Genomic DNA, 25,167 nt, shown 5'->3' with positions numbered 1-25,167 from the left:
GGAGGAAATCATATGTTTCAAGGACGTAACTTTTTAAAAGAAATTGATTTTACAAAAGAAGAATTACATTACTTAATCGACTTTTCTATCCACTTAAAAGACTTGAAGAATCGCGGTATTCCACATGAATATTTAAAAGGGCAAAACATTGCCTTACTATTTGAAAAAACATCTACTCGTACACGTTCAGCCTTTACTGTGGCAGCCAACGATTTAGGGGCAGCACCTGAATTCTTAGGCGCTAATGATATTCAATTAGGGAAGAAAGAATCTGTTGAAGATACAGCTAAAGTTCTAGGTTCAATGTTTGACGGGATTGAATTTAGAGGTTTTAGCCAAGAAGTTGTTGAAGGTTTAGGGAAATATGCTGGTGTCCCGGTTTGGAACGGTTTAACAGACGAATGGCATCCAACTCAAATGATCGCTGACTTCATGACATTAAAAGAAGAGTTTGGTGAATTAGAAGGGCGTAAATTGGTTTACTGTGGTGACGGTCGTAACAATATGGCCAATTCATTATTTGTAACAGGTGCCTTACTTGGGGTAAACATCACCATCGCAGCACCAAAAGAATTATTCCCAGATCAATCAGTGGTTGATTTAGCGGAGAAATATGCTAAAGAATCTGGCGCTAAATTAGAAGTGACAGAAGACATTAAAACAGCTGTCCGCGATGCAGATGCCTTGTATACAGACGTTTGGGTATCAATGGGTGAAGAAGATAAGTTTGAAGAACGTGTTAACTTATTATATCCATACCAAATTAACAAGGAGTTGGTGGACAGAATTGAGGGAGATTATATCTTCCTACATTGCTTACCAGCCTTTCACGATGCTGAAACTAAATACGGTCAAAATATTCTAGACCAATTTGGCTACAGTGAAATGGAAGTGACTGATGATGTATTCCGAAGCGAACAAGCACGTCAATTCGAACAAGCTGAAAATCGGATGCATTCAATCAAAGCCATCATGGCAGCAACTAACGGTCACTTATTTATTCCAAAAGTTTAATTTACCCGAGTGTAAGATGCATTAAAAACTTTGGAAGCAACATAGTCATTCTATGTGTTCATTAGAAGTGATTCGACAAAATACGTAGATTTTTATAAGCAGGTAAGCAGACTTTTTAATATAAGGCTCTACAATATATAGGACTGACGACTTTTTAAAAAATAGTCTTTGGTTCTCTTTTTTTACAAAAAAAGAGGAATCTCCATTATCATAAAGTTAACGACAACCATGATAAGATAGGAGATTCCCCGTATGAATAAGTTTATCAATACCACGTTATAATTGAAAGATGAAAGTATTATTTTTGAGGATAACGTTGAAGAAATGATAGTGCGGAATCCAGATTTACCAAGTATGACTATTGTAGGCATTGATAATGGCGAGGAGACGCGGACCTTGGAATACCTACCGTGGACGGTTAAGGATGCTTATGATTCAAGTCTATCTGGTCAAGGAGGACGAGGTGCTGAGTTTTCTGAGTTTGTGGTGACCATCGTCAAAAACTTTGTTGACAAACACTACCGGACTATACCGGACGCTACCCACACGGCAATGATTGGGTCTTCCTTTGGGGCGACTATTTCAACGTATCTTGGTGCTGCTTATAAGGACCAAATTGGTCGGTTAGGAATTTTTTCATTGACCAATTGGGCAGTTGCGCAAGATTTTGACCGTTTTATCGAACGGGTGGATTTGTCAAAAAATCAACGAATTTATATTGAATGTGGGACAGAAGAAGGGGACGAGGTAGATGAGATGATCATCGGTCCTAATACCGAACAGGCTTACATTACGGACGCCATTAAATATAGCCAACAGGTGATGCAGGCGGGTGTGGCGCCGGAAAATGTGTCATTAAATATTTTCTATGGCGATGAACATTCTGAAAAGTATTGGTCCAAACACCTACCTGATTGTTTACGATTTATTAGTCAAAGCTGGCCATTGTAAACTTTTATGATTTGGTTAATTTTTGTTAGGTTCTCTAAAAGAATTTAAAATTATCATCTATATCAATTTAGATAAATGATAATTTTACAAGTAAAAGTTTACTCTTTAGGCCTTAATCGCATTTTAACGACTATGTCTTGGAAAATATTTATTGTCAAAAACGAATATTGTAAATATCAGTAGGAGGATCTACATGGTCGATTTAGTTTTTTAACTAAATCGACCATGTAAACCCTCTTTTTTTGCGAAAAATGTGAGCTAACTATTTTATTCTGAAAGATATTATCTCAATATCTAAAGTAGTTAATAGATATGAACAAAGCTAGCAAGTGCATAAAAGATCTACGGGGTATCCTTTATGATATAAAGGATTTAGACGGCCCTTTAGGCATGTATGACTTTTTATAGGAGATATATTTATCTTTAAAAATCAAAAAAATAAAAAAGATTCAATCAACCGTAAATAGTAAACTCTTATTCAAATATAATTTCCACTTCTGTTTCTAGGATAATAATTCATTTTTAAATATCACTAAAATAAAAAATTTAAACTTCTATTTTTATCTTATGCTTATAAAATTGATGCGCATCAATTTTATATCTCTCAAAATTGAATACACTGTAGTTGTACAAAAGTATAGGAGGGATTTATATGCAACAGATTATTTTGAGACATAAAAATCATATTACGGTTATTAGTGGTTTACTTATTATGATAGGATTTATTGGGCATTTAATTTTAAAAAATACGATTATCTTTGATAGTACTTTTATCATTGCATCCATATTGGGTGTTTTACCAATTGCGATACAGGCTTTTCAGGCTATGAAAGTAAAAGTAGTAAGTATTGATGTTTTAGTAACGATAGCTGTTATTGGTGCTTTCTTTATTCAAAATTACGAAGAGTCAGCTATTGTTACTTTTTTATTTTTATTTGGATCATATTTAGAGCAGCGTACACTTAAGCAAACACGATCTGCGATTAAAGAGTTGACAGAAATGGCTCCAGAGACTGCTTTTAAGCAATTGCACGAAGGAGAATTTGAAGAAGTAGATATTGATGAAGTAGAGGAAGGAGATATTCTCTTAGTAAAAACTGGAGCTAAGATTCCAGTAGATGGTAGGGTAACTACTGGAAAGGGACATGTAAATGAGGCTAATATCACTGGCGAATCTTTACCTCTAAAGAAAGAGAAAGGTGACGAAGTATTTGCCGGTACCATTATGGATAATGGGACTATACAGATAGTCGCTGATAGAATTGGGGAGGATTCTACATTTGGTCGAATTATTGAATTAGTAGAAGAGGCACAAGATTCTAAATCGGAAGCTGAGCGATTCATTGACCAGTTCTCTCGTTGGTATACACCTGTAGTACTTATCATTGGGTTATTAGTTTGGGTATTAACTAAAGATACGGCACTAGCAGTTACTGTATTAGTACTTGGTTGCCCAGGAGCCTTGGTCATTGGTGTACCGGTTTCAAATGTAGCGGGTATAGGAAATGGTGCAAAGAATGGTATTTTATTTAAAGGTTCTGAAGTGATTAGTCATTTTGCGAATATTGATACAGTCCTATTTGATAAAACTGGTACCTTAACTGAAGGAAAGCCTGAAGTTAGCGAATTCATTTACTATGGTAATAATCAAGAGGAAGATTTATCTCTTTTATACTCTGTTGAAAGGGAATCTGACCATCCTTTAGCTGTCGCAATTACAAATAAGTTAGCGCAATATAAGCTACGACCTGTAGAGCGGACACAGGTTATAAAAGGTGGGGGTATAATTGCTCACGTTGATGGCCACATGGTTGCAGTAGGAAATAAAATCTTAATGGAACAAGAAAGTATACCACTATCTGATGATGTGCTTAAAAAATTAGATATATTAGAAAGAGACGGTAGTTCAATTGTATTAACAGCAGTTGATCATCAGTTAATGATTTTAATGGGAATCCGTGACCAAGTTCGACCAGGCGTTAAACAAGACCTACAAAAATTGAAATCACTTGGTGTTAAAAATCTCATTGTATTATCAGGGGATAATCAAGGTACAGTTAATTTAGTTAAAAAGGAGCTAGGATTAACCGAGGCCCATGGTGATATGCTGCCTGAGGATAAGCAAGCATTTCTAAAGGAAAGACAGTCTAATGGTGAAATTGTTGCTTTTATTGGTGATGGTGTGAATGATAGCCCCTCTCTAGCCACTGCAGAAGTAGGGATAGCTATGGGAAATGGAACAGATGTAGCCATTGAAAGTTCAGATATTGTTTTGATGAATTCCAATTTTAATCGTCTCCCCCATGCTTTAGGTTTAGCAAAAGGGACATACGCGAATATGCGACAAAATATCCTTATTGCTGTTGGTGTGGTGATAATATTACTCGTTAGTTTAATATTCAGTGAATGGATGTCTATGTCAATTGGTATGTTAGTTCATGAGGCAAGTATTTTGGTCGTTATTTTAAATGCAATGAGATTAAGAGGTTATCAATTAAAATAATTGATCCATATCAATTATTTTTAAAAAAATACCTTATATAATTTATTTAAAGGAGTGATAGATATGACTAAAGCAACATTAAAATTAGAAACATTAACTTGTCCATCATGTTTACAAAAAATTGAAAGTGGTTTAAAGCAGACTGCTGGTGTAGAAAAAGACTCAGTAAAAGTGCTATTTAATGCAAGTAAGGTGAAAGTGGATTTTGATGAAGAACAGGTCAATTTGAGTACAATTGAGAACGCTATTGAAAACTTAGGATATTCCGTTATTAGTTCAAAAGTAAAGGAAGGATTATAAAATGACAACAGTAAACGAAAGACAAGAAAAATTAGCTGCTGAAAAAGCCTATAAAGAACACATTCACCATACCAGGATTAATGCTGCAGCTGTTACAGATCATGTACTGGCCAATATTCATACCTTACATGTAAAATTACATCAATATCATTGGTATGTAAAAGGGGCAAATTTCTATTCATTGCATGAGTTATTTGAAAAACTGTATAATGAGAATGAGACATGGTTTGATAAAATTGCAGAACGTTTACTAGCTTCAGGATTTAAGCCAGCATCAACAACTGCTGAATTTCAGGAATTTACAATAATTTCTGAAGATTCGTCTGAAAAATATTATACTGCTGAAGAAATGGTCTTGCAGTTAGTAGAAGATTTTAGAACTAATCGTGAATTTACCGTTCGTGCAACGCGTTTAGCTCAAGAAGAAGCAGATGATGCGTTAGAGGACTTACTAATTAGTTATAAAGATTATTTAGATGTAAATATTTGGCAACTTCAAGCCTTTGTTAATAAGGATGCGTTAGAAGACGATGACTATATAGATAAGGATTAATTAGGAGGAAAGTTGTATGGCACACCACCATCACCATAGTCATGTAGATTGTATACGGTTAGTACCAATTTTTAACCACCTAAATGAAGAACAAATGGGATTAATTGCACAATCAGCACATGAAGTACATTATGCAAAGAATGCGTTGTTATTTGGAAATGGTGATAAAGATGACACATTATATATCGTAAATAATGGGCGTGTACGTATTTATAACTTAAATGAATCCGGTCGTGAACAAACGGTACGCATACTAAATCCTGGTGATTTCATGGGAGAAGTGGCAATTTTTCAAACTGAAAGTTACCATTCTAATTATGCTGAAGCAATATCAGAAGTAAGCATATGTAGAATTCATAAAAAAGATATGGACAACTATCTAGATGCTTATCCAGAAATTATGAGACGAATACTTTCAGATGTTACGAAGCGTTTACAGGTATCGGAAAAGCAAACGATGCAGGTCAGTATGGAACAGGTAGAGTCTCGTATTATTAATTTTCTAGCAGAATATGTTGAAGATGAGGAAAATCATACTTATGTGACTCTACCAATGTCAAAAAAGGAGCTAGCTTCTTATTTAGGTACAACGCCCGAAACAATAAGTCGGAAATTCTCTTCGTTAGAGGATAAAGGTTTAATTAAACAACATACACATAAATATATTGAGATATTTGATCTAGATGAATTACTATTTGCATCGAATTAAAGTGATTGCTATCTAAAAATAGAATTAATAAGGAATATTATTTATTCATGAAAACTAATAACTTTTTAGAAATTATAGGAATATGATTAAAGTGCGGAAAAAAACCGTAAGAGAATAATACTCTCACGGTTTTTTTGGGCTCGACAACAGTATCAGTTTTCAAGAAAGTCCTTAATAGTCTTTATATTCCTCATCCATCAATATGGATGTTATAAGGCATTAGCACAACATAGAAGAATATTACCTAACATCAATATACTTAGTCTAAATATCAGTACTTATACTGCTAGTAGTATTTTTTTCTTCAAGAACTAATCTAACTAAATTTGAAACCATGTATTGAATGAGCTGCTTGACATTTTTGGTGAATTCTTCACTTGAGATATATTTCATTAATTGATTATAAATGATTACTATAATAGCTTTCCTAGCTTTTACAGCAAATTCAGAAAGTTTATTTTTCATTTCTTAGCCTCCCTTTTTAAGTCTCTCAGGATTTTCTTCAAGAATTTGTTCTTGGTATTTTTTTCCAAAAATTCATAGGCAGACAACGTGAGTTCTTGTTCAGTAATGTCATCACTTAGTTCAACTTTTGATTTTAGGTTGTAGTAAAGAGCCTTTGGTTTTAGATCAATCTCTTGTTTAAACTCACTTATTTTGTTATCAATCTCTTGATTTATTTGATAATCGGGGCCATTTAGAAAAATATCACTTGGTAGAGAGGACTTGTAGGAACTAATTTCATTTTGAATATTATCGCGAAGTATTACGGCATTCTCGTCTTTAAATTCATCTACTCTTGCAAGAACGTTACCTAGTACTGTGTTATTTTCTTCCATTATATAACCCCCAATTTTAGTCGATTATTTTATAAGTCCTTATTTCTTTTATTATAGTTGAAAAGCGATGGGGAAAGTAGCAAAAAAGAAGAATTAATCGTTAAACTTTACGACCAATTAAAAGAGATTTATTAAAAGTAGCAAGATAAAAAAACAACCCCTCTACAAATCTAGAGGGGTTTCGTATTGGCTAAATTACTAGTAGTCTATATCTTTGAAGTGGGACTTGATTTCCCTATTAGTTAATATTCCGGCTTGCATATCCACAGATGAGTTCCTGAAATAAACTAGCTCAATAAGTATATGTAACAATTACAAAATTAACTTTAAAACGTGCTGCAATTTTATATATATATTTTTAAAACAGGTAATAATTAAACCTAGCATAGCTTCAAAATAAGCTTTCGGACATTAAATCATTTGGTAAATATTCGGTTATTGATTGTCATATATGAAAAACTCGAATGGTTCCGTTGATTCTGAACCATCAAATTGTTCAAATAAACCTGATTGATCAAATGATAAACTGCCAGCGCGACGCATTCCTTTGTAATCATAGAAAGGATAATTACATGAAGAGTCAGTGAATAGGTAATAATTTGCCACATTTTTAGCTTCAAAATAATCTTTAGCGGCTTGGAATAATTTGCTGCCGATTCCTAGACCTTGAAAATTTGGATCCATAATAAATAGCACAATACGGCCATCGTAAGCTACATCTTTTTTAGCATTTTCTAGCAACTTTGCATCGTATTCATTTTCTATTTTCATCCGGTCGTAAAAATAGTCGGCAACTTCAGAACCTTGAGCATGAATCGTTGCAGCTGCTTCAGCTGTTGACCGCATTAACATCCGGCCGTATTTAGGTTCTGAATCAGCAGACGCTAAGATAACACCAGCGATTTGTCCATCGACCTCAGCTACTGTTGCCATTGAGGCATCACTCAATGAGTTGTTTAAGTTTAAGTCAACGTAAGCGTCAGTTGCCTCCGGGTATTTCTCATAGTCTGATTTAAACCAAGCGCCTCGGTTTAATGCGTGTAATGCTGGATAGTCTGCAGCTTGGGCAGATCTTAAAGTAACTTCTTGTGTCATAAAACACCTCCACTTTCCATTCTAACCGATGGGCATACTAAGTTCAAATGATACAAGGTGCCCGTTATGCGGGGCTTTAAAGGGACGAATGAATGCGTTTCCCATAACTTAGATGCAATTGCTTTTAGATAGTTTACCGCTTATAATGAATGAGAGATTCTAATCAAAAATTAATATAAAATACAAGCAAAAGACCTTGAGCGGAGGAACTTACATGAATTTTATTGTGACATCACCTTTTTATCCAGAGAATTTTCAATTATTTACAAACCGGTTAAAACAGCAAGGATTTAATGTGCTTGGCATCGGTCAGGAACCTTATGACCAATTACCCCAATCTTTAAAAGATGATTTGACTGAATATTACAAAGTCAACGACTTAGAAAATACTGAAGAGGTTAAAAAAGCTGTTGCTTACTTATTTTTCAAGCACGGGAAAATTGACCGGATTGAGTCGCAAAATGAGCATTGGTTAAATTTAGAAGCTGAGATTCGTGAACAGTTTAATATTCCTGGCAACAAGCCAAAAGACTTGCGCAAGGTAAAATTTAAGTCTGAAATGAAGAAATTGTTCACCAAGGCGGGGGTGCCGGCAGTTCCTGGAAAAGTGGCCAATAAAAAGGGGACCGTCAACCGAATCGTCAAGGAACTAGGACTTCCTTTAGTAGCCAAACCCAATTCAGGCGTGGGTTCATCAGGAACTTACAAGTTAAAAGATCAAGACGCGGTCTACAAATTTTTAGAGGAATGGGACGAGAAAGATGCCTACTTCTTTGAACCATATATTGAAGACGGGAAGTTATTGTCTTATGACGGCTTGATCGATCAAAACGGGGATATCGTCTTTGAAACTGGTTTATACTATCACGACCCAACCTTAGAAGTTTTGAAATACCAATTAGACTATGGCTATATCATCCAAAAGGAAATTCCTGAAAAATTACGTGAGTACGGTCAAGCTATCGTCAAACAATTCGGGATGAAGGAGCGGTTCTTCCATATTGAATTCTTTGAAAATGGGGACGACTACCTAGTGGTTGAATACAATAACCGAGTGGCCGGCGGTTATACCATTGATATGTATAACTATGCCAACCATGTGGATTTATTCCGTCAATTTGCCCGCATTGTGGACGGTCAACCTTTTGAAACGCCGACTGAACCCGCTCGTCACTGCGTGGCGATTACCCACCGCGATCAAAATACTTATGCTCACGATGAAGCGGCTTTACGTAGTCATTACGGCGACCGCTTTGTCTTCTCAAAACGTTTACCAGACGCTTTTGCAGCCTTACAAGGTAACCAATTCTATGGTATTTTAGCGGATACAGAAGACGAAATTGAAGAGATTTTCAACTACGTCCACAAACATAAAGAAAACTAGCTTTACACCGACTGTCATTTTACCCAAATCTGGAGGAAACCCCATGAACGCAGAATTCTTACATCATTATTCAGGTCACTTAAATCAAGAGATGTACTTAAATCGCTACGGCCACGCAGGTATTCCGGTAGTGGTATTCCCGTCATCTGGTGGGTCTAAAGATGAATTTGCGGACTTCGGCATGATTGAATCTGCACATTATTTCATCGAAGAAGGAAAAGTCCAATTCTTCACCTTATCATCCTATGACCAAGAATCATGGTTACACAAAGGTAAGTCCCAACACGACCGCGCTGAAGCCCATAATGCTTACGAACGTTATGTCATTGATGAAGCTATCCCATTCATCAAGCACTATACAGGTTGGTTTCGCCCAATGATGACGACAGGTTGCTCGATGGGTGCTTATCATGCCTTAAACTTCCAATTGAAACATCCGGATGTCTTTAATAAAACCATTGCCTTATCAGGTATTTACGATGTCCGTTACTTTGGTGGTGATTTCGGTGGCGACCTCGCCGTTTACTACAACTCGCCAGTGGACTACATTTGGACCTTAAACGATCCATGGTTTATCGACCACTTGCGCCAAGCAGATATCATCGTTTGTACCGGTTTAGGCGACTGGGAAGCAGACGGTCTGCCCGGTTACTACAAGTTGCGTGAAGCTTTTGAGAGTAAGAATATCCCAGCTTGGTTTGCAGAATGGGGGCCAGATGTGTCTCATGACTGGATCTGGTGGCGCCAGCAACTGCCGTATTTCCTAGGTCATATGGTGTAGAATCATTTAAATATTGATTGGAAAAGGACGTTCCGTGGTAAAGCACAGCGTTCTTTTTTGAGGACATCTATATCAGAAAAAGCTCAGCTTAATTTCTAGGATCTCTTTTTCAAGGGGTCACTTATAGGTGGGTGGTCTTTGATATGGTAAAATATAGACAAATTTTAAATCGTGGGGTGACAAGTCTATGCGCGTCATAGCTGGAAAATTTGGGAAGCATCGTTTAAAGGCGGTGCCAGGGGATAATACCCGACCAACTACAGATAAAATCAAAGAATCATTATTTAATATTATTGGCCCTTATTTTGATGAGGATACAAGGGTTTTAGACTTCTATGCGGGGTCTGGAGCACTTGGGATAGAAGCTATTTCTAGAGGGGCAGCAGTCGTTTACGGTTTTGAAAAGAACCGGCAAGCACAAGCAACGATTAAGGAAAATGTTGCTGCTGTGCGGATTGAGGACCAGTATGTCATGAAGGCAGGGGACAACCGAAAGGCCATCCAACAATTACGTCAAGCAGATAAGGACCTGCAATTTGACTTGGTATTCTTGGACCCACCTTATAAAGGGCAACAATTAGAAGACGTGATTAATGGCTTTTTAGCGGATAATTGGTTGGCGCCGGATGCCCGACTAATTTGTGAATTAGACAAGCGGGATACACTACCAGAAGCCTTTGGACCACTTAAACTGATCAAAGATGTGACTTACGGAATCACTAGAATTTTAGTATACCGAATGGAGGAAGACTAGATGACAACAAAGGGAAGAGCCTTATACGCCGGGTCTTTTGACCCCTTAACCATGGGCCATGTGGACATGATTGAGCGGGCAGCCAAGATGTTTGACTACGTCTACGTTGCCGTCGCAACAAATACCACAAAAACCTCTTTATTTACTGGCGAGGAGAAATTAGTCTTAGCCCAAGAAGCCACTCAACACCTAGAAAATGTGGAAGTAATCTACTTAAAATCTGGCCTAACAGTGAATTTCGCTAGAGAATTGGACTGCGGTATTTTGATCCGCGGTTTGCGTAACGGCAGTGACTTTGAACAAGAAACCAATATCGCCTTAATGAACAAGCATCAAGCACCAGATATCGAGACCGTTCTCATGTTATCAAGCGAGAAATACCGCTTTGTTTCAAGCTCCATTATTAAGGAAGTGGCCAAGTTTAACGGGGATGTATCAGGCGTTGTACCACCAAATGTCAACCAAGCCATTAAAGCCAAATACGCTGAATTAAATGGTTAAATCTTTTGAAAAATGATCCGACGCTTTTAACAAATCTTACCGTATATAATAGGTGAGGTGATCATAATGAATCAGTTACGGGCGTGGCTAAGACAATTTGCATTAGATACCAAAGAAAAGAATATCCAACAGGTATGGTTCTTGTATAGACCCTACTTGCTGGGTATTTTTGTCGTCTTTTTGACTGTGAGTGGACTAGGCATTTATGGACTTAGTCAGCTATTTCAAGGCAGTCCATATCAAGCCAATGCTCTAGTGGTAAAGGGCGAAGAAGAATCTAACTCGCTAAGCTCAGAAGATAGTTTGTCAAAAAAATCTGCGATTTCATCAAGTGTGGTGAGTGGTACAGCAAGCGAAAGCTCTAGAGAAGAAGCTGGTGAAAAATCCGGAACTAACGCTAGTAGCGCAGCCAATGAAACCTGGTATGTAGACATTAAAGGAGCGGTAAAAATCCCGCAAGTTGTCCCAGTGACCCCAGGTATGCGGGTTCATGATGTGGTTGAAATGGCGGGTGGGGTAACTGCAGAGGCTGACCAAAGTCAGGTGAATTTAGCGCAGTTAGTGACTGATCAAATGGTGATTTATGTCCCTAAAGTTGGCGAAGAGGTCAGTCCTTCAACTGAAGCACTAGTAGCCGACTCTCAGGTCACAGAAAGTGCTATTTCCGAGGGCTCTGAGGACACTTCAAGTGAAGGAGACTTGGTCAACATCAATACAGCAGATGCCACAATACTTCAGACCTTATCAGGTATAGGTGAGAAGCGGGCAGCTGATATTATTAACTACCGGGAAACGAATGGTCTATTTGAAACCGTCGATGACCTAGACCAGGTTTCGGGTATCGGGGAGAAAACCATGGAGAAGTTACGACCTTTAATTACGGTGGATTAAGATGGAATATAAGTTAGTCCTCCATAGTTTAGGTATACTTCTACTTGCTATTGTAGCCCTGACCAATAGTCCTTGGGCCTGGCTTTGTTATGGCTTATTTATGGTCCGGATGCTCGCTTTGAAAGAGGGAAAATTTCTGCTACAACTAGGGGTTGTACATTGTATACTTGGCACTTATTTTGTCTATCAAGATGCAAGCCGACACAGTATCCTAACTGATTCAGAAGAAACGTTGGTTATGGACGTGGCCATTACTGAATTGAAAGTTGAAGGTAATCTCCTGTCTTTTCAAGGGACCGCGCGTTTAGACGGACAAAATGAAAAGGTGCAAGTATTTTATATGCTGGACGAAGAAGAGGACCAGAAAGCTTGGTTAGATAAAGACCAATCTTTTCGAGCTGAAATTACGGGCACTATGGAAATGGCCAATGAAAACCAAAATTTTCACCTGTTTAACTACCGAACTTATTTAAAAAGGCAGGATATTCATTGGATCATGTCACCGGAGGCAATTAACATTAATGGGGATTTGAATCACGGGCAATTCTGGTTAGCCAACCAAAGACAGGCCATAATTAATTGGCTGACAACCATTCAAAATCCGGCCGTATCAGCCTATACCTTATCCCTCTTTTTCAATGAAATGGATGCCCTTGAAGGGGAAGTATTAGATGCCTATCAAGCAATCGGCCTGATTCATTTATTTTCTATTTCCGGTTTTCACGTCCAATACTTCCTGACTTTTTTCAAGAAAATCCTTCTTCGATTAGGCGTCACAGTAGAATCTTTTGATTATTTCGCCATTACCATCCTACTCATATACACCGTCTTTTTAGGTTGGCCCTACGGCATGATTCGGTCCTTCGTGGCCTATACCTATAACGTCCTCAAGAAGCGGTGGGGCGGGGAACCTTCATCACTCGTAGGCACTTCCTGGTCCATGATCCTACTCTTAATCATAGACCCACGCATTATCTTTACCCTGTCCTTTCAATTGACCTATGCCTTGTCCTATACCATTTTATTTACCGGAAAATTTATCCAAGTCAAATGCCGCCACTCACTGCAAGTCGAAATCTGGCAAAGTTTTATCTGTAGTTTAGTCACCATTCCCTTTTTAACCATGACCTACTTTGAATTCTCCTGGGTGTCCCTTATCTTAAATTACGGCTACTCTTGGCTATTCGCCACCTTTTTATTTCCCGGACTCATATTGATTTTAATCATTCAAATCACCAGCTTAGGCACTTATTTCACCTGGCTACAAGCTGGATTAGCTTACTTGATTGAGGGGATAGAAATGCTAGCTCTTTTCGCTGAAAAATGGACTTGGTTCCAGTGGGTGACGGGTAGGCCACAAAGTGCGGTCTTAGTATTTTTTGTGGTTGCTTTACTTATGTATCTAGCAGGTCTTTCAAAAGCGAAAGTCAGTAAAAGTTTGCATGGACTATTAGCGCTCAGCTTGGTTTTACTGTATTTTAACCCTTATTTACACAGATACGGGCAAGTAGCCATGCTAGCGATAGGGCAAGGGGATACCTTTTTCCTAGAAATGCCTTACCAAAGAAAGGTCTATTTAATCGATTTAGCAGGGAAAATCAACTTCACCACACTTTTAGCTGACCAAGATCCATCCAAATCCTGGCAATTACGGGACAGTGAAAGTGTTGCTGAAAGGCAAATTATTCCTGCCCTTAAAGCAGCGGGGACAAGGACAATCGATGGGGTGTTTTTAACTCACGGCGACTTTGACCATATCGGATCATTCGGTGAAATCGCCAAGGCCTTTAAAATCGAAACCTTATATTTACCCATCGGAATGGACGCGGACACAGAATCCTTAACCACATTGCAGGAGGCAATCGAGTCGGGAAAAAATCCTAAAATGAAGATTGTCTGGCTCAAATCTGGCGACCAGGTGGCCCTTGACCAAACAACTAATTTACAAGTTTTAGCGCCGGATAAATCAGGTGCAGGAGAAAATGCGGATTCTTTAGTCTTATATGGTAGAATAGGACTTCATGACTTTCTATTTACGGGAGATATAGATGGGGCAGCGGAGGATGCACTGCCGACTGTTCCGGTCGATATTTTAAAAGTTGCCCACCATGGATCAGACAATTCAACGCCAACTGACTTTATAGAGAGGATTGACCCAAAAATCGCTTGGATTTCAGTGGGCAAGGACAACCGGTATGGCCATCCAGCTGACCGGGTGGTGGCTGAATTAGAAGCCAATCAAACAAAAATATACCGGACGGATACAATGGGCGCTGTCCACTATATTTATTGGCCCAAATCCGCTAAAATAGACAGTGTGCAATCAAATTAGGAGGTAGGTTATGGAATTACAAAAGGCATTACAGGCGCTAAATAACGGGCAAATTGACCCCATATATGTACTACAAGGGCCTGAAACCTACTTAATCAACCGGTTTTTAACGGCCATTGAAAGCCTGTACTTACAAGAAGACGCCAACGCCATGAATTACATGTCCTTTGATATGGAAGAAGACAGCTTGGCGGACGTTATGGTTGAAGCGAATACCATTTCATTTTTCAATCAACCGAGACTGATTTTAATGCGGCAACCAGCTTTTCTAACTGGGTCACAGAAGAAGAATGCCATCAAGCAGGATGACGCGTCCTTACTCGAATACCTGGACAATCCAGCTGATGATGTGGTTTTAGTCATTGTGGCGGATTATGAATCCTTAGATGGACGGAAGAAAATTGTGAAACAACTCAAGAAGAAGGCCACATTTGTGGATACCTCTATCATGGCCGAACCTCAAGTGAAGGACTATATGCAACGGTACGTGGCTTCAGAAGGCGTCGATATGACTAGAGAAGCCATGGCCCTATTCTTGAAACGAACCAATTTCCAGCTTACCCAGTCCATTCGTGAGATGGACAAGTTGATTTTATATGTAGGGGATGAGAAAAGGATCACCCAGCGAGATGTTGACTTGTTGGTGACACCGTCATTGGATGACAATATCTTCCATCTGACGGACCATATAATGCGTCAAGATTCGGCCGCTGCTTTAAGGTTATATCGCGAACTGATCGCACAGAAAAATCAACCCATCGCTATTCTTGGTTTACTTCAGTCTAACTTCCGCTTGTATACGCAAATTATCCAATTGAAGAAAGCGGGTTATGACCAAGGATCAATGGCTGAAACTATTGGTGTCCACCCATACCGGATAAAAATGGCTGGCCAATCGATTCATCCTTATTCGCCGAACTTACTTATGGTGGGTTATATGAAGTTGATTGAATTAGACTTTGATATCAAACAGGGGAAAGTAGACCAACATCTTGGGATTGAGTGGTTTATTTTAGACTTTTGTGCAGGTAGGGCTACTAGTTGAGACAAATAGATCAAAAAAATAGGCAACAAAAAAAGCAGGAAAATGCGTACGTCATTTTCCTGCTTTTTATAATGATCGTTTTTGGTAACACCATTTACCAAGGTCGATTATGCTTTTTTAGCTAAGCGAGCTTTTTCACGAGCAGCTTTGTTAGCGTGGATTAATCCTTTGCTAGCAGCTTGATCTAACATTTTAGAAGCGTTACGGAATAATTCATCTTTGTTGTCTGCATTTTCTGCAGCCGCTTGTTCAAAACGTTTAACAGCTGTACGTACAGAAGCGATTTTCGCACTGTTACGAGCGTTAGCAGTTTCGTTTTGACGAGCACGTTTGATTGCTGATTCAATATTTGGCATTAAAAACACCCACTTTCCTGTCAAATTATAAAAGTGAACTTGTCACTAACAGACAATATTATACAGAAATTATAAGGGGTAAGTCAAGGTAAATTTAATGAGTCTTGTCTAACTATGTGATTAACAAGTGATAATGTTTTAAGTATTCATAAGGGAAAATGTCTTAGATAGGTCAAACTTGGTGGAGATAGCAAGCAAACAGCTATCATCATGAATATGACTTGTCTTATATAGGAGACTTTTGGTCAAAAATCACGAGAAATTTAAAGGAAAATAAGGAGTCTGATTTTGAAAACTGATAGCAGTTTCAATTCAACCGTCAGCCAAGTCGCGAACCCCCTTTTTCCAAGGGCTAAGGTTTCGGCTTTTATCACTTAGGTGGTATAATATGAAGGTATGTAATTGTGTATTTTAAAAGGAAGAGAGGTTCATGATGATAAACCAATTTGATTTAGTTTCGGAATATGAACCGAGTGGTGACCAACCGGAAGCCATTAGAAGAATTGTGGAACAAGTGGAGGCTGGCGATAAGGCGCAAGTCTTACTAGGTGGTACGGGGACTGGGAAGACTTTTACCATGGCGAATGTGATTGCGCAAACCAACCGACCAACTTTGGTTTTAGCCCATAATAAGACACTTGCTGGGCAATTATACGGGGAATTAAAGGAATTCTTCCCGAATAATGCGGTAGAGTATTTTGTATCTTACTACGACTACTACCAACCGGAAGCCTATGTGCCGTCAAGTGACTCCTATATTGAAAAGTCAGCGTCCGTGAATGATGAAATTGATAAGTTGCGTCATTCGGCGACATCTTCTATTTTGGAGCGTCGTGATACGATTGTCGTAGCTTCTGTTTCTTGTATTTATGGGTTGGTGAATCCTACAGAATATCGTGATCACGTGATTTCTGTTAGACAAGGACAGGAATTATCTAGAGATGCCTTTATGCGTCGTTTAGTTGAAAATCAATATGAGCGAAATGATATTGACTTCCAGCGTGGAACTTTCCGTGTACGCGGGGATATTGTGGACGTTTTCTTATCATCTCGCGATTCTTCATCAATTCGGGTGGAGTTTTTTGGTGATGAAATTGACCGAATTCGTGAAGTGGATGCTTTAACAGGGGAAATTCGGTCTGAAGTAGAGCACTTCCCGATTTACCCAGCGACTCACTTTGTGGTAGACCATGAACAAGTGGAAAAATCAGTTAAATCCATCGAGGCTGAATTAGAAGATCGTTTGAAAGAGTTGAACGATGAAGGGAAGTTGCTTGAAGCGCAACGTCTAGAACAACGTACCCGCTATGACATCGAAATGCTTCTTGAGATGGGTTATTGTAACGGGATTGAAAACTATTCTCGTCACATGGACGGCCGTCAACCAGGGGAAGCACCTTATACCTTGCTAGATTTCTTCCCAGATGATTTCTTATTAATGGTGGATGAGTCACATATGACCATGCCACAGGTACGCGGAATGTTTAATGGAGATAAGGCAAGAAAACAAGTTTTAATTGACCATGGATTCCGTTTACCTTCAGCCTTGGATAACCGACCATTAAAATTAGAAGAGTTTGAAGAAAAATTAAACCAGACCCTATACGTGTCCGCAACACCAGCGGATTATGAAGTAGAGAAAGCTGGGGAAGATAATATTGTCGAACAAATCATTCGACCAACTGGCTTGCTTGATCCTACTGTGGAAGTGCGACCAATTGAAGGTCAAATTGACGACATTATTAGTGAAATCAATGACCGAATTCAACGTGAAGAGCGGGTATTTATCACCACTTTAACCAAACGAATGGCAGAAGACTTGACTGATTACTTGGAAGAAGTGGGCATCAAGGTAAAATACCTGCATTCAGATATTAAGACGTTAGAGCGGACGGAAATTATTCGTGACTTGCGTTTAGGTGTGTTCGATGTGTTAATTGGGATCAACTTGCTACGTGAGGGGATTGATGTACCTGAAGTATCTTTAGTCACGATATTAGATGCAGACAAAGAAGGCTTCTTGCGTAATGAGCGGTCACTTATCCAGACCATTGGACGGGCAGCTCGTAATCAAAATGGGCATGTAATTATGTATGCTGATGGGATCACCGATTCTATGCGCCGGGCGATGGATGAAACGGCTCGTCGTCGTGCTATCCAACAAGCGTATAACAAGGAACATGGGATTGTACCGCAAACCATCAAGAAAGAAATTCGTGATGTTATTCGGATTACTCATGTAAACTCTGAAGAAATGAGTAATTCCTTAACAGAGCAATTACGGGCTTTAAAACGTGATGATAGAGAACAAGCCTTGCGGAATGTGGAATTAGAAATGAAACAAGCTGCTAAGGACTTGAACTTTGAAAAAGCCGCAGAACTTCGTGACATTATCATGGAATTGAAAGCGGAAATGAAGAAATAGCTATTACATGTCTTAGCTATAAAGCAAGCGTAGCTTGCGTTAGATAGTGCATAAAATTTTTAATAACAAAAAAGGCATCGCTTTGCCGGCGGTGCCTTTTTCTTTGATTATTCTTCTTTTTAGTGACGATCCTTTACTTCATTTTTCAATTTTTTTATCTGCTATAAAAAGGTTAAAGTAATTCAAGCAGAGGATTAACCAAGTAGCGCCTATAGACCAACCGGCGATGATGTCAGATAGGTAGTGGACACCAAGGTATAAGCGAGATGCACTGATGGCAACCACCATGAAGAAAGCAAAGCCAATTAAATAGGGCATCATCTTTGGATACTGATCTTTAAAATAATACCAAGTTAAGAAAGCTAAGGTTCCCCATGCGACTACTGCACCAGTTGCATGTCCAGAAGGGAAGGAATAGCCACCTTGGTCGACAAGGTGCGAGACATAACTCGGGCGCGGCCTTTGGATAATATTTTTAATTAGGTCAACAAGAGGGCCAACGCTAACTAGAATAGTGAAAACTATCCAAAGTAAAACTTGCCATTTTCGGCTGATATAATAGAAAATAACAGCTATCATCATCGTGAGCGGAATGATTCCTTGGGCATTACCAATGAGGGTGAACGATTGTACAAAAGTTGTAAAAGGTGCTGGGCCCCATTGATAGAGATGTTGGCCAATATTTTGGTCGATGACAGTTAAAAAATCAACGTCAATCATTGCTGTCAAACAGATTAGAATAAAGGGTATTGCGGTGATGGCGGATGCTATTAAATAAGGTTGCATTGGATCTTTTTTCATTGCTTGCCTCCATGTCGATGTTATGCTTTATTGTATATATTGTTTGGGCATTTCGCAAGGGACTAAAGGCTGATGATTTTTTGGAGAATCCATTTGCATTATAAGTTGATTGTGTGTATAATGTCAGATGACCGTTTACTTCGCGAGTTGAATCACCAACGCTTGTCGCAGTTTACGGCGAATATTATGAAAGAGGTGTTGTCACATGGCAATTTCAAAAGAACGTAAAAACGAATTAATCCAACAATTTGCACGTCACGAAGGAGATACTGGTAGCCCAGAGGTACAAATCGCTATCTTAACTGAAGATATCAACTCTCTTAACGAACATGCACGTACACACAAAAAAGACCACCATTCTTACCGTGGTTTAATGAAAAAAGTTGGTCACCGTCGTAACTTGTTAGCTTACTTACGTAACAAAGATGTTCAACGTTACCGTGATTTAATCAAAGCATTAGGCTTACGTCGTTAATTCTTATAAATATGATCTTAAAGCGGGATACATTTGTGTCTCGCTTTTGTTGATTTTTAACCCTTTTTATAGGAAAATAAACTGGTATGGAATAAAAGCGCCAACAGTTGTTCACTACTATGCAAATTTGTGAGTATCAAGTCTTGATCTTAGAAATTTGTTTAGTAGCAAACTTGTTGGCAGTAAGCGAATAAAGGAGCATGTTAGAACATGGAAGAAAAGCAAGTGTTTAAAATGAATTGGGCCGGTCGCCCATTATCAATCGAATATGGTCAGGTAGCTAAACAAGCCAATGCAGCGGTGTTGGTTCGTTATGGCGATACTGTCGTATTAACTGCCGTAGTAGGGGCAAAAGAAGCTAAGCCAGGGCAAGACTTCTTCCCACTACAAGTAAACTATGAAGAAAAAATGTACTCAGTAGGTAAAATTCCTGGTGGTTACATTAAACGTGAAGGTCGCCCAAGTGAACATGCCACTTTAACTGCACGTTTAATTGACCGTCCAATCCGTCCAATGTTTGACGAAGGGTTTACCAATGAAGTTCAAGTGATCAATACTGTTTTATCAGTAGACCCAGACTGCTCGCCAGAAATGGCCGCGATGTTTGGTTCATCAGCAGCTTTAACAATCTCTGATATTCCTTTTGACGGACCAATTGCAGGGGTAAATGTGGGTCGTGTGAATGGTGATCTCGTAATCAACCCAACTGTAGAGCAGCAAGCACAATCTGATTTAGAATTGATCGTTGCTGGTTCTAAAGATGCTATCAACATGGTAGAATCTTCAGCTGCTGAATTATCTGAAACAGAAATGCTTGAAGCCCTAATGTTTGGACATACATCAATTCGTGAATTGTGCTACTTCCAAGATGAAATCCGGGAAAAAGTCGGCCAAGAGAAAATGGACGTCCAATTAAATACACCGGACAATGTATTGGTTGCTGAAGTAACAGCACAATACAACCAACAAATGGTTGAAGCAATCCAAACTTTTGACAAATTGGAACGTGAAGAAAATATCGAAGCAGTTAAAGCTGCGATTATCGACCACTACAGCGAATTATATGCAGAACATGAAGATGTTGCGACATTAATGGATCAAGTACGTCAAATTGCGAATCAATTAGAGTACAAGGAAGTTCGTCGTTTAATCACTGACGATAAAGTACGTCCTGATGGTCGTAAAATTGACGAAATCCGTCCGTTAGCTTCAGAAGTCGGCTTATTACCACGTACACACGGTTCTGGTTTATTCACTCGTGGACAAACTCAAGCCTTATCAGTAGCGACATTAGCACCCTTATCTGAAGAGCAACGTATTGATGGTTTATCTGGTGACGTTACCCAACGTTTCATGCACCACTACAACTTCCCCCAATACTCAGTAGGTTCAACCGGTCGTTACGGATCACCTGGTCGTCGTGAAATTGGTCACGGTGCTTTAGGTTACCGTGCCTTAAACGAAGTATTGCCGAGTGAAGAAGACTTCCCATATGCAATCCGTTTAGTTGCTGAAGTATTAGAATCTAACGGTTCATCCTCACAAGCATCTATTTGTGCGGGTACTTTAGCGCTTATGGACGCGGGGGTACCAATTAAAGCGCCCGTTGCTGGTATCGCTATGGGTCTAATCATGGATGAAGACGAAGAAAACTACACAGTCTTAACCGATATCCAAGGTTTAGAAGACCACTTAGGTGATATGGACTTTAAAGTAGCCGGTACAGAAAACGGTATTACTGCGCTACAAATGGATATCAAGATTAAAGGAATCACGGAACAAATTCTACGTGAAGCTTTAGACCAAGCCCATAAAGCGCGGGTTGAAATCTTAGGCCACTTAGCGACGGCAATTGACGCACCGCGTGCTGAATTAAGTCCTTATGCACCAAAAATTGAGCAAATGCAAATTGACCCAGATGACATTAAAGTGGTTATCGGTAAAGGTGGCGACACCATCAACAAAATTATCGATGAAACAGGTGTTAAGATCGATATCGACCAAGAGGGTGGCGTAAATATCGCTTCAGATAACGCGGCAATGATTAAACGTGCGAAAGAAATTATCGCTGAATTAACCTTGAAAGTTGAGGCAGGACAGTTATACGACGGGACTGTAAAACGTATAGAAAAATTCGGTGCCTTTGTAGAAATCGCTAAGGGTAAAGATGGTTTAGTACACATTTCGCAACTACAAGAAGAACGTACCAACAATGTTGAAGACATCGTTTCAATGGGCGATAAAGTCCGCGTGAAAGTGACAGAAATCGACAACCGTGGTCGTATCAACTTGACAATGAAAGGCTTAGACGCTGAATAGCTGAATAATATTCAGATAATTTTTGAAAAGGGCACTCAGTGAATCTGCTGGGTGCTTTTTTATATTAATTGAGTATTTTCTCATTTTTATTTCATAATACTGTCATTTTCATTGAGAAAAAGGCTAAGCTCTGATAAAATGAAACAGCGAGTGCGAATAATATCGAATATAAACAAGAGGATGAATCAATTATGGCAAAAGAGTATAATGTAACAATTGTCGGGGCAACAGGGGCAGTTGGCGAACAATTACGTCACTTAGTTGCAAAAGCAAATTTCCCAGTAAAAAATGTGAAACTATTAGCCTCAGCGCGTTCAGCGGGTAAAGAATTACCAGTGGGCGATAAAAACTATGTTGTTGAAGAATTGACAAAAGATGCTTTTGAAGGTGTGGATATTGCCTTTTTCTCAGCTGGTGGAGACCGTTCAATCGAATTTAGCCAAGCAGCCATTGATGCTGGTGCAGTTGTCATTGATAATACTTCTGCCTTCCGTATGGATGAGAATACGCCTTTAGTAGTACCAGAGGTAAACCCACAAGCATTGAAAAATCATAATGGCTTGATTGCTAATCCTAACTGTTCAACAATCCAAATGGTTGTGGCTTTAAATCCAATCCGTGATGCCTTTGGGTTAGACCGTGTGATTGTGTCTACTTACCAAGCGGTATCAGGTGCAGGGGCTACAGCTATTGAAGAAATGCGTCAACAATACCGTGATATTGAAGCAGGTAATGACATCCAAGAACCAGGAATCTTGCCAGTTGGTGGGGACGAGAAACATTATCAAATGGCTTATAACGTATTGCCGCAAATTGATAAGTTCCAAGACAACCATTATACATTTGAAGAAATGAAAATGACCAACGAAACTAAGAAAATCTTAGGCGATGACACAATTGGTGTTTCTGCGACATGTGTGCGTGTACCGGTTGTTTACGGCCATTCAGAGTCTGTTTACTTTGAAGTGGATAAAGATGACGTGACACTTGAAGATATCCAAAATGTTTTACGAAACGCACCTGGTGTTGTTTTAGAAGATGATATCAACCAACAACTTTATCCTCAAGCAGTGAATGCTGAGAAGAAAACTGAAACATTTGTTGGCCGTATCCGTAAAGACTTAGACTTCCCACGTGGATTCCATATGTGGGTTGTTTCTGACAACTTATGGAAGGGTGCCGCATTGAATTCAATTCAGATTGCAGAACAAATGGTAGCTGATAAATTAATCTAGTTTATGTTATACTTAAGCTAGCGATGTGCGGGCAATATGGCGAGTCGTCATTGCACCGCACTTTTTTTGAGTAAACAATATATCCGACCTGACTAACAATTTGCGTCAGCTTGGATACAGGCTGCACTAACTATTTAGCGTGCAACCAGACTTTATAACAATAAACCCAATATATTAGGAGGCAATAATATGAGTGATATTAATATCATCGCTCTGGGTGGTGTCCGTGAAAACGGGAAAAACATGTACCTAGTCGAAGTTGACGAAGCGATCTATGTCTTAGATTGTGGTCTTGTATACCCACCAGATGAATTATTAGGAATCGATATGATGATTCCAGACTTTACATATTTAAAAGAAAATCAAGACCGTGTAGCAGGGGTATTTTTAACCCACGGTCATGCGGATGCTATCGGTGCTTTACCATATTTATTAAAAGATATTCAAGTACCCGTATTTGGTACAGAATTAACGATTGAATTAGCGAAAATTCAAACCAAGAAAATTGGCTTGAAGAATTATCAAGACTTCCACGTGATTTCAGAAGACAATGAAATCGATTTTGGTAATGTCGTGATTAAATTCTTTAAAACCACTCACTCTGTACCTGAATCAGTAGGGATTGAAGTCTCTACACCAGAAGGCTCAATCGTTTATACAGGTGACTTCAAGTTTGATATGACAGTTTCAGATGCATATAAAACAGACTTTTCTCGTATTGTTGAAATCGGTCGTGACGGTGTATTCGCCTTACTATCAGATTCCAATGCAGCAGAAAATATGAAACCCAACGCCACTGAAATTGAAATTGAACAAGGTTTGTTGAAAGAAGTGCGCAATGCTAAAGGTCGTGTTATCGTTGCGGCGGTGGCTTCAAACTTAATGCGTATTCAACAAGTTTTAGATGTTGCAAGTAAACTGGGTCGTCGAGTTTTCTTAGACGATACTGAATTGGAAGAAATTATTGACGTAGCTATTCGCTTAGGCAAACTATCAATTCCGTCAAAAGACCTGATTGCCAACTTAAAAGACCTTGGCCGTTTTGAAGATCATGAAATTATTTTCCTAGAAACTGGAAAATCTGGTGAACCTTTAACAACTTTACAAAAAATGGCTTCAAGTCGCCACACTACAGTGAATATTAAAGATGGGGACAAGGTCATCATCGTGACTACACCTTCTTACGATATGGAAAAAGTGGTAGCAGAAACTAAAAATGATGTTTACCGTGCAGGCGGTGAAGTGGTTGAATTAGCTCAGGCGTATGCATCAAGTGGTCATGCAAGTCCAAAAGACTTACAATTAATGATCAGCTTATTGAAACCAAAATATGTGGTCCCAATTTCAGGTGAATACCGTCTCATGTCTGCCCACAAACACTTGGCAACTGAGGTAGGTATTCCAGAAGAGAATGTCTTCTTATTAGACAAAGGGGATATCTTGACCTATAAAGATGGCAATATCCATATCGGTGGTGCCGTACCAGCTTCAAACGTATTGATTGATGGATCAGGTGTTGGAGATATTGGCAATATTGTTCTTCGCGACCGCCGTATCTTATCTGAAGATGGTATTTTCTTAGTTGTCCTAACTATTTCGCGTCGTCTAGGTAAAATCTTATCTGGTCCAGAAATTATTTCTCGTGGTTTCATCTATATGAAGGCTTCTGAAACCTTATTAGATGAATCAAAAGACGTTGTCGTTGAAGTGACTGAGGAAAATCTTAAAGACAAGAACTTTGAATGGTCTAAATTAAAAGGTGACATCCGTGATGCGCTAAGTAAGAAATTATATAGTGAAACTCAACGCCGTCCGATGATTTTACCAGTCATTATGGAAGCTTCAAACTACCATCCTGACAAAAAAGATAAGAAAAAAGGGAAACAAAACTAAGGGGGTCCGGC

The 25,167-nt window shown here is 38.9% G+C and carries 23 protein-coding genes; 18 read left to right on the top strand and 5 right to left on the bottom strand.

The window, feature by feature from the left end:
• The first annotated feature begins 12 nt into the window (after positions 1-12).
• The 6 genes from argF (at position 13) to B2V22_RS07665 (ending at position 6,030) form a co-directional block, all read left to right on the top strand.
• The gene (argF, locus tag B2V22_RS07690) at positions 13-1,014 is read left to right on the top strand and encodes an ornithine carbamoyltransferase (RefSeq protein ID WP_290491654.1); all 1,002 of its coding nucleotides are present in this window, start codon (positions 13-15) and stop codon (positions 1,012-1,014) included.
• A gap of 324 nt (positions 1,015-1,338) precedes the next feature.
• Entirely contained in the window at positions 1,339-1,965 is a 627-nt protein-coding gene (locus B2V22_RS07685) for an alpha/beta hydrolase (protein ID WP_290491652.1), read from the top strand.
• Positions 1,966-2,617: 652 nt separating this feature from the next.
• Positions 2,618-4,468, top strand: a complete 1,851-nt coding sequence (locus tag B2V22_RS07680) for a heavy metal translocating P-type ATPase (RefSeq protein WP_290491650.1) — start codon at positions 2,618-2,620, stop codon at positions 4,466-4,468.
• Positions 4,469-4,531: 63 nt separating this feature from the next.
• Positions 4,532-4,768 carry a heavy-metal-associated domain-containing protein gene (locus B2V22_RS07675; RefSeq protein ID WP_016896718.1) on the top strand — a complete coding sequence of 79 codons (237 nt, stop codon included), beginning with the start codon at positions 4,532-4,534 and terminating at the stop codon, positions 4,766-4,768.
• A 1-nt stretch (position 4,769) separates the two neighbouring features.
• Positions 4,770-5,321, top strand: a complete 552-nt coding sequence (locus B2V22_RS07670; protein WP_290491649.1) for a Dps family protein — start codon at positions 4,770-4,772, stop codon at positions 5,319-5,321.
• Between the two features lie 16 nt (positions 5,322-5,337).
• A complete protein-coding gene (locus B2V22_RS07665; protein ID WP_290491648.1) occupies positions 5,338-6,030 on the top strand; it encodes a Crp/Fnr family transcriptional regulator in 693 nt (230 codons plus the stop codon).
• 264 nt (positions 6,031-6,294) lie between these two features.
• On the opposite strand, the gene B2V22_RS07660 is transcribed toward B2V22_RS07665, so the two are convergent.
• The 3 genes from B2V22_RS07660 to B2V22_RS07650 form a co-directional block, all read right to left on the bottom strand.
• Positions 6,295-6,495 (bottom strand): hypothetical protein, encoded by a 201-nt coding sequence (locus B2V22_RS07660; RefSeq protein ID WP_290491647.1) that lies wholly within the window; start codon positions 6,493-6,495, stop codon positions 6,295-6,297.
• Positions 6,492-6,869, bottom strand: coding sequence for a hypothetical protein (locus B2V22_RS07655; RefSeq protein WP_290491645.1), 378 nt, complete (start codon positions 6,867-6,869; stop codon positions 6,492-6,494). The genes B2V22_RS07660 and B2V22_RS07655 overlap by 4 nt, the downstream gene beginning before the upstream one ends.
• Positions 6,870-7,304: 435 nt before the next feature.
• Positions 7,305-7,964, bottom strand: coding sequence for a GNAT family N-acetyltransferase (locus B2V22_RS07650; protein WP_290491643.1), 660 nt, complete (start codon positions 7,962-7,964; stop codon positions 7,305-7,307).
• 214 nt (positions 7,965-8,178) lie between these two features.
• Here B2V22_RS07650 and B2V22_RS07645 point away from each other — a divergent pair, with 214 nt between their 5' ends.
• The 7 genes from B2V22_RS07645 to holA all read left to right on the top strand — a co-directional run bounded on the left by B2V22_RS07645 (position 8,179) and on the right by holA (position 15,652).
• Complete coding sequence (locus tag B2V22_RS07645) at positions 8,179-9,348, top strand: ATP-grasp domain-containing protein (RefSeq protein WP_290491630.1); 1,170 nt, start codon at positions 8,179-8,181, stop codon at positions 9,346-9,348.
• 43 nt (positions 9,349-9,391) lie between these two features.
• Positions 9,392-10,129, top strand: coding sequence for an esterase family protein (locus tag B2V22_RS07640; protein WP_290491629.1), 738 nt, complete (start codon positions 9,392-9,394; stop codon positions 10,127-10,129).
• Between the two features lie 187 nt (positions 10,130-10,316).
• The gene (rsmD, locus tag B2V22_RS07635; RefSeq protein ID WP_290491628.1) at positions 10,317-10,883 is read left to right on the top strand and encodes a 16S rRNA (guanine(966)-N(2))-methyltransferase RsmD; all 567 of its coding nucleotides are present in this window, start codon (positions 10,317-10,319) and stop codon (positions 10,881-10,883) included.
• Positions 10,884-11,384 (top strand): pantetheine-phosphate adenylyltransferase, encoded by a 501-nt coding sequence (gene coaD / locus B2V22_RS07630; RefSeq protein ID WP_290491627.1) that lies wholly within the window; start codon positions 10,884-10,886, stop codon positions 11,382-11,384. It abuts the gene before it with no gap.
• Between the two features lie 66 nt (positions 11,385-11,450).
• Positions 11,451-12,275, top strand: a complete 825-nt coding sequence (locus tag B2V22_RS07625) for a helix-hairpin-helix domain-containing protein (RefSeq protein WP_290491625.1) — start codon at positions 11,451-11,453, stop codon at positions 12,273-12,275.
• Between the two features lies 1 nt (position 12,276).
• A complete protein-coding gene (locus tag B2V22_RS07620; protein ID WP_290491623.1) occupies positions 12,277-14,607 on the top strand; it encodes a DNA internalization-related competence protein ComEC/Rec2 in 2,331 nt (776 codons plus the stop codon).
• Between the two features lie 10 nt (positions 14,608-14,617).
• A complete protein-coding gene (holA, locus tag B2V22_RS07615; protein WP_290491621.1) occupies positions 14,618-15,652 on the top strand; it encodes a DNA polymerase III subunit delta in 1,035 nt (344 codons plus the stop codon).
• A gap of 107 nt (positions 15,653-15,759) precedes the next feature.
• Here holA and rpsT read toward each other — a convergent pair whose 3' ends face one another.
• Positions 15,760-16,008 carry a 30S ribosomal protein S20 gene (rpsT, locus tag B2V22_RS07610; protein ID WP_003143716.1) on the bottom strand — a complete coding sequence of 83 codons (249 nt, stop codon included), beginning with the start codon at positions 16,006-16,008 and terminating at the stop codon, positions 15,760-15,762.
• 430 nt (positions 16,009-16,438) lie between these two features.
• On the opposite strand from rpsT, the gene uvrB reads away from it, so the two are divergent.
• Complete coding sequence (gene uvrB, locus B2V22_RS07605; RefSeq protein WP_290491618.1) at positions 16,439-18,433, top strand: excinuclease ABC subunit UvrB; 1,995 nt, start codon at positions 16,439-16,441, stop codon at positions 18,431-18,433.
• Positions 18,434-18,571: 138 nt separating this feature from the next.
• Here the strand turns inward: uvrB and B2V22_RS07600 are convergent, their stop codons facing one another.
• A complete protein-coding gene (locus B2V22_RS07600) occupies positions 18,572-19,234 on the bottom strand; it encodes a phosphatase PAP2 family protein (protein WP_290491617.1) in 663 nt (220 codons plus the stop codon).
• 205 nt (positions 19,235-19,439) lie between these two features.
• On the opposite strand from B2V22_RS07600, the gene rpsO reads away from it, so the two are divergent.
• The 4 genes from rpsO to B2V22_RS07580 all read left to right on the top strand — a co-directional run bounded on the left by rpsO (position 19,440) and on the right by B2V22_RS07580 (position 25,156).
• A complete protein-coding gene (rpsO, locus tag B2V22_RS07595) occupies positions 19,440-19,709 on the top strand; it encodes a 30S ribosomal protein S15 (RefSeq protein WP_016896738.1) in 270 nt (89 codons plus the stop codon).
• Positions 19,710-19,919: 210 nt separating this feature from the next.
• Entirely contained in the window at positions 19,920-22,028 is a 2,109-nt protein-coding gene (gene pnp, locus B2V22_RS07590; RefSeq protein WP_069286348.1) for a polyribonucleotide nucleotidyltransferase, read from the top strand.
• A 191-nt stretch (positions 22,029-22,219) separates the two neighbouring features.
• Positions 22,220-23,263 (top strand): aspartate-semialdehyde dehydrogenase, encoded by a 1,044-nt coding sequence (locus tag B2V22_RS07585; RefSeq protein ID WP_290491615.1) that lies wholly within the window; start codon positions 22,220-22,222, stop codon positions 23,261-23,263.
• A 189-nt stretch (positions 23,264-23,452) separates the two neighbouring features.
• Positions 23,453-25,156, top strand: coding sequence for a ribonuclease J (locus tag B2V22_RS07580; RefSeq protein ID WP_290491613.1), 1,704 nt, complete (start codon positions 23,453-23,455; stop codon positions 25,154-25,156).
• Positions 25,157-25,167: the final 11 nt, after the last annotated feature.

The organism is Aerococcus sp. UBA6277 (assembly GCF_002440555.1).
Lineage (GTDB): Bacteria > Bacillota > Bacilli > Lactobacillales > Aerococcaceae > Aerococcus.
Note: the sequence above shows the minus strand (reverse complement) of the source record. Positions and strands in the feature narration are given on the sequence as shown.

What these genes read in the sequence shown, in the direction of transcription:
- argF (WP_290491654.1), top strand. Translation starts at nt 13, where the DNA reads ATGTTTCAAGGACGTAACTTTTTAAAAGAAATTGATTTTACAAAAGAA.
- B2V22_RS07685 (WP_290491652.1), top strand. Translation starts at nt 1,339, where the DNA reads ATGATAGTGCGGAATCCAGATTTACCAAGTATGACTATTGTAGGCATT.
- B2V22_RS07680 (WP_290491650.1), top strand. Translation starts at nt 2,618, where the DNA reads ATGCAACAGATTATTTTGAGACATAAAAATCATATTACGGTTATTAGT.
- B2V22_RS07675 (WP_016896718.1), top strand. Translation starts at nt 4,532, where the DNA reads ATGACTAAAGCAACATTAAAATTAGAAACATTAACTTGTCCATCATGT.
- B2V22_RS07670 (WP_290491649.1), top strand. Translation starts at nt 4,770, where the DNA reads ATGACAACAGTAAACGAAAGACAAGAAAAATTAGCTGCTGAAAAAGCC.
- B2V22_RS07665 (WP_290491648.1), top strand. Translation starts at nt 5,338, where the DNA reads ATGGCACACCACCATCACCATAGTCATGTAGATTGTATACGGTTAGTA.
- B2V22_RS07660 (WP_290491647.1), bottom strand. Translation starts at nt 6,495, where the DNA reads ATGAAAAATAAACTTTCTGAATTTGCTGTAAAAGCTAGGAAAGCTATT.
- B2V22_RS07655 (WP_290491645.1), bottom strand. Translation starts at nt 6,869, where the DNA reads ATGGAAGAAAATAACACAGTACTAGGTAACGTTCTTGCAAGAGTAGAT.
- B2V22_RS07650 (WP_290491643.1), bottom strand. Translation starts at nt 7,964, where the DNA reads ATGACACAAGAAGTTACTTTAAGATCTGCCCAAGCTGCAGACTATCCA.
- B2V22_RS07645 (WP_290491630.1), top strand. Translation starts at nt 8,179, where the DNA reads ATGAATTTTATTGTGACATCACCTTTTTATCCAGAGAATTTTCAATTA.
- B2V22_RS07640 (WP_290491629.1), top strand. Translation starts at nt 9,392, where the DNA reads ATGAACGCAGAATTCTTACATCATTATTCAGGTCACTTAAATCAAGAG.
- rsmD (WP_290491628.1), top strand. Translation starts at nt 10,317, where the DNA reads ATGCGCGTCATAGCTGGAAAATTTGGGAAGCATCGTTTAAAGGCGGTG.
- coaD (WP_290491627.1), top strand. Translation starts at nt 10,884, where the DNA reads ATGACAACAAAGGGAAGAGCCTTATACGCCGGGTCTTTTGACCCCTTA.
- B2V22_RS07625 (WP_290491625.1), top strand. Translation starts at nt 11,451, where the DNA reads ATGAATCAGTTACGGGCGTGGCTAAGACAATTTGCATTAGATACCAAA.
- B2V22_RS07620 (WP_290491623.1), top strand. Translation starts at nt 12,277, where the DNA reads ATGGAATATAAGTTAGTCCTCCATAGTTTAGGTATACTTCTACTTGCT.
- holA (WP_290491621.1), top strand. Translation starts at nt 14,618, where the DNA reads ATGGAATTACAAAAGGCATTACAGGCGCTAAATAACGGGCAAATTGAC.
- rpsT (WP_003143716.1), bottom strand. Translation starts at nt 16,008, where the DNA reads ATGCCAAATATTGAATCAGCAATCAAACGTGCTCGTCAAAACGAAACT.
- uvrB (WP_290491618.1), top strand. Translation starts at nt 16,439, where the DNA reads ATGATGATAAACCAATTTGATTTAGTTTCGGAATATGAACCGAGTGGT.
- B2V22_RS07600 (WP_290491617.1), bottom strand. Translation starts at nt 19,234, where the DNA reads ATGAAAAAAGATCCAATGCAACCTTATTTAATAGCATCCGCCATCACC.
- rpsO (WP_016896738.1), top strand. Translation starts at nt 19,440, where the DNA reads ATGGCAATTTCAAAAGAACGTAAAAACGAATTAATCCAACAATTTGCA.
- pnp (WP_069286348.1), top strand. Translation starts at nt 19,920, where the DNA reads ATGGAAGAAAAGCAAGTGTTTAAAATGAATTGGGCCGGTCGCCCATTA.
- B2V22_RS07585 (WP_290491615.1), top strand. Translation starts at nt 22,220, where the DNA reads ATGGCAAAAGAGTATAATGTAACAATTGTCGGGGCAACAGGGGCAGTT.
- B2V22_RS07580 (WP_290491613.1), top strand. Translation starts at nt 23,453, where the DNA reads ATGAGTGATATTAATATCATCGCTCTGGGTGGTGTCCGTGAAAACGGG.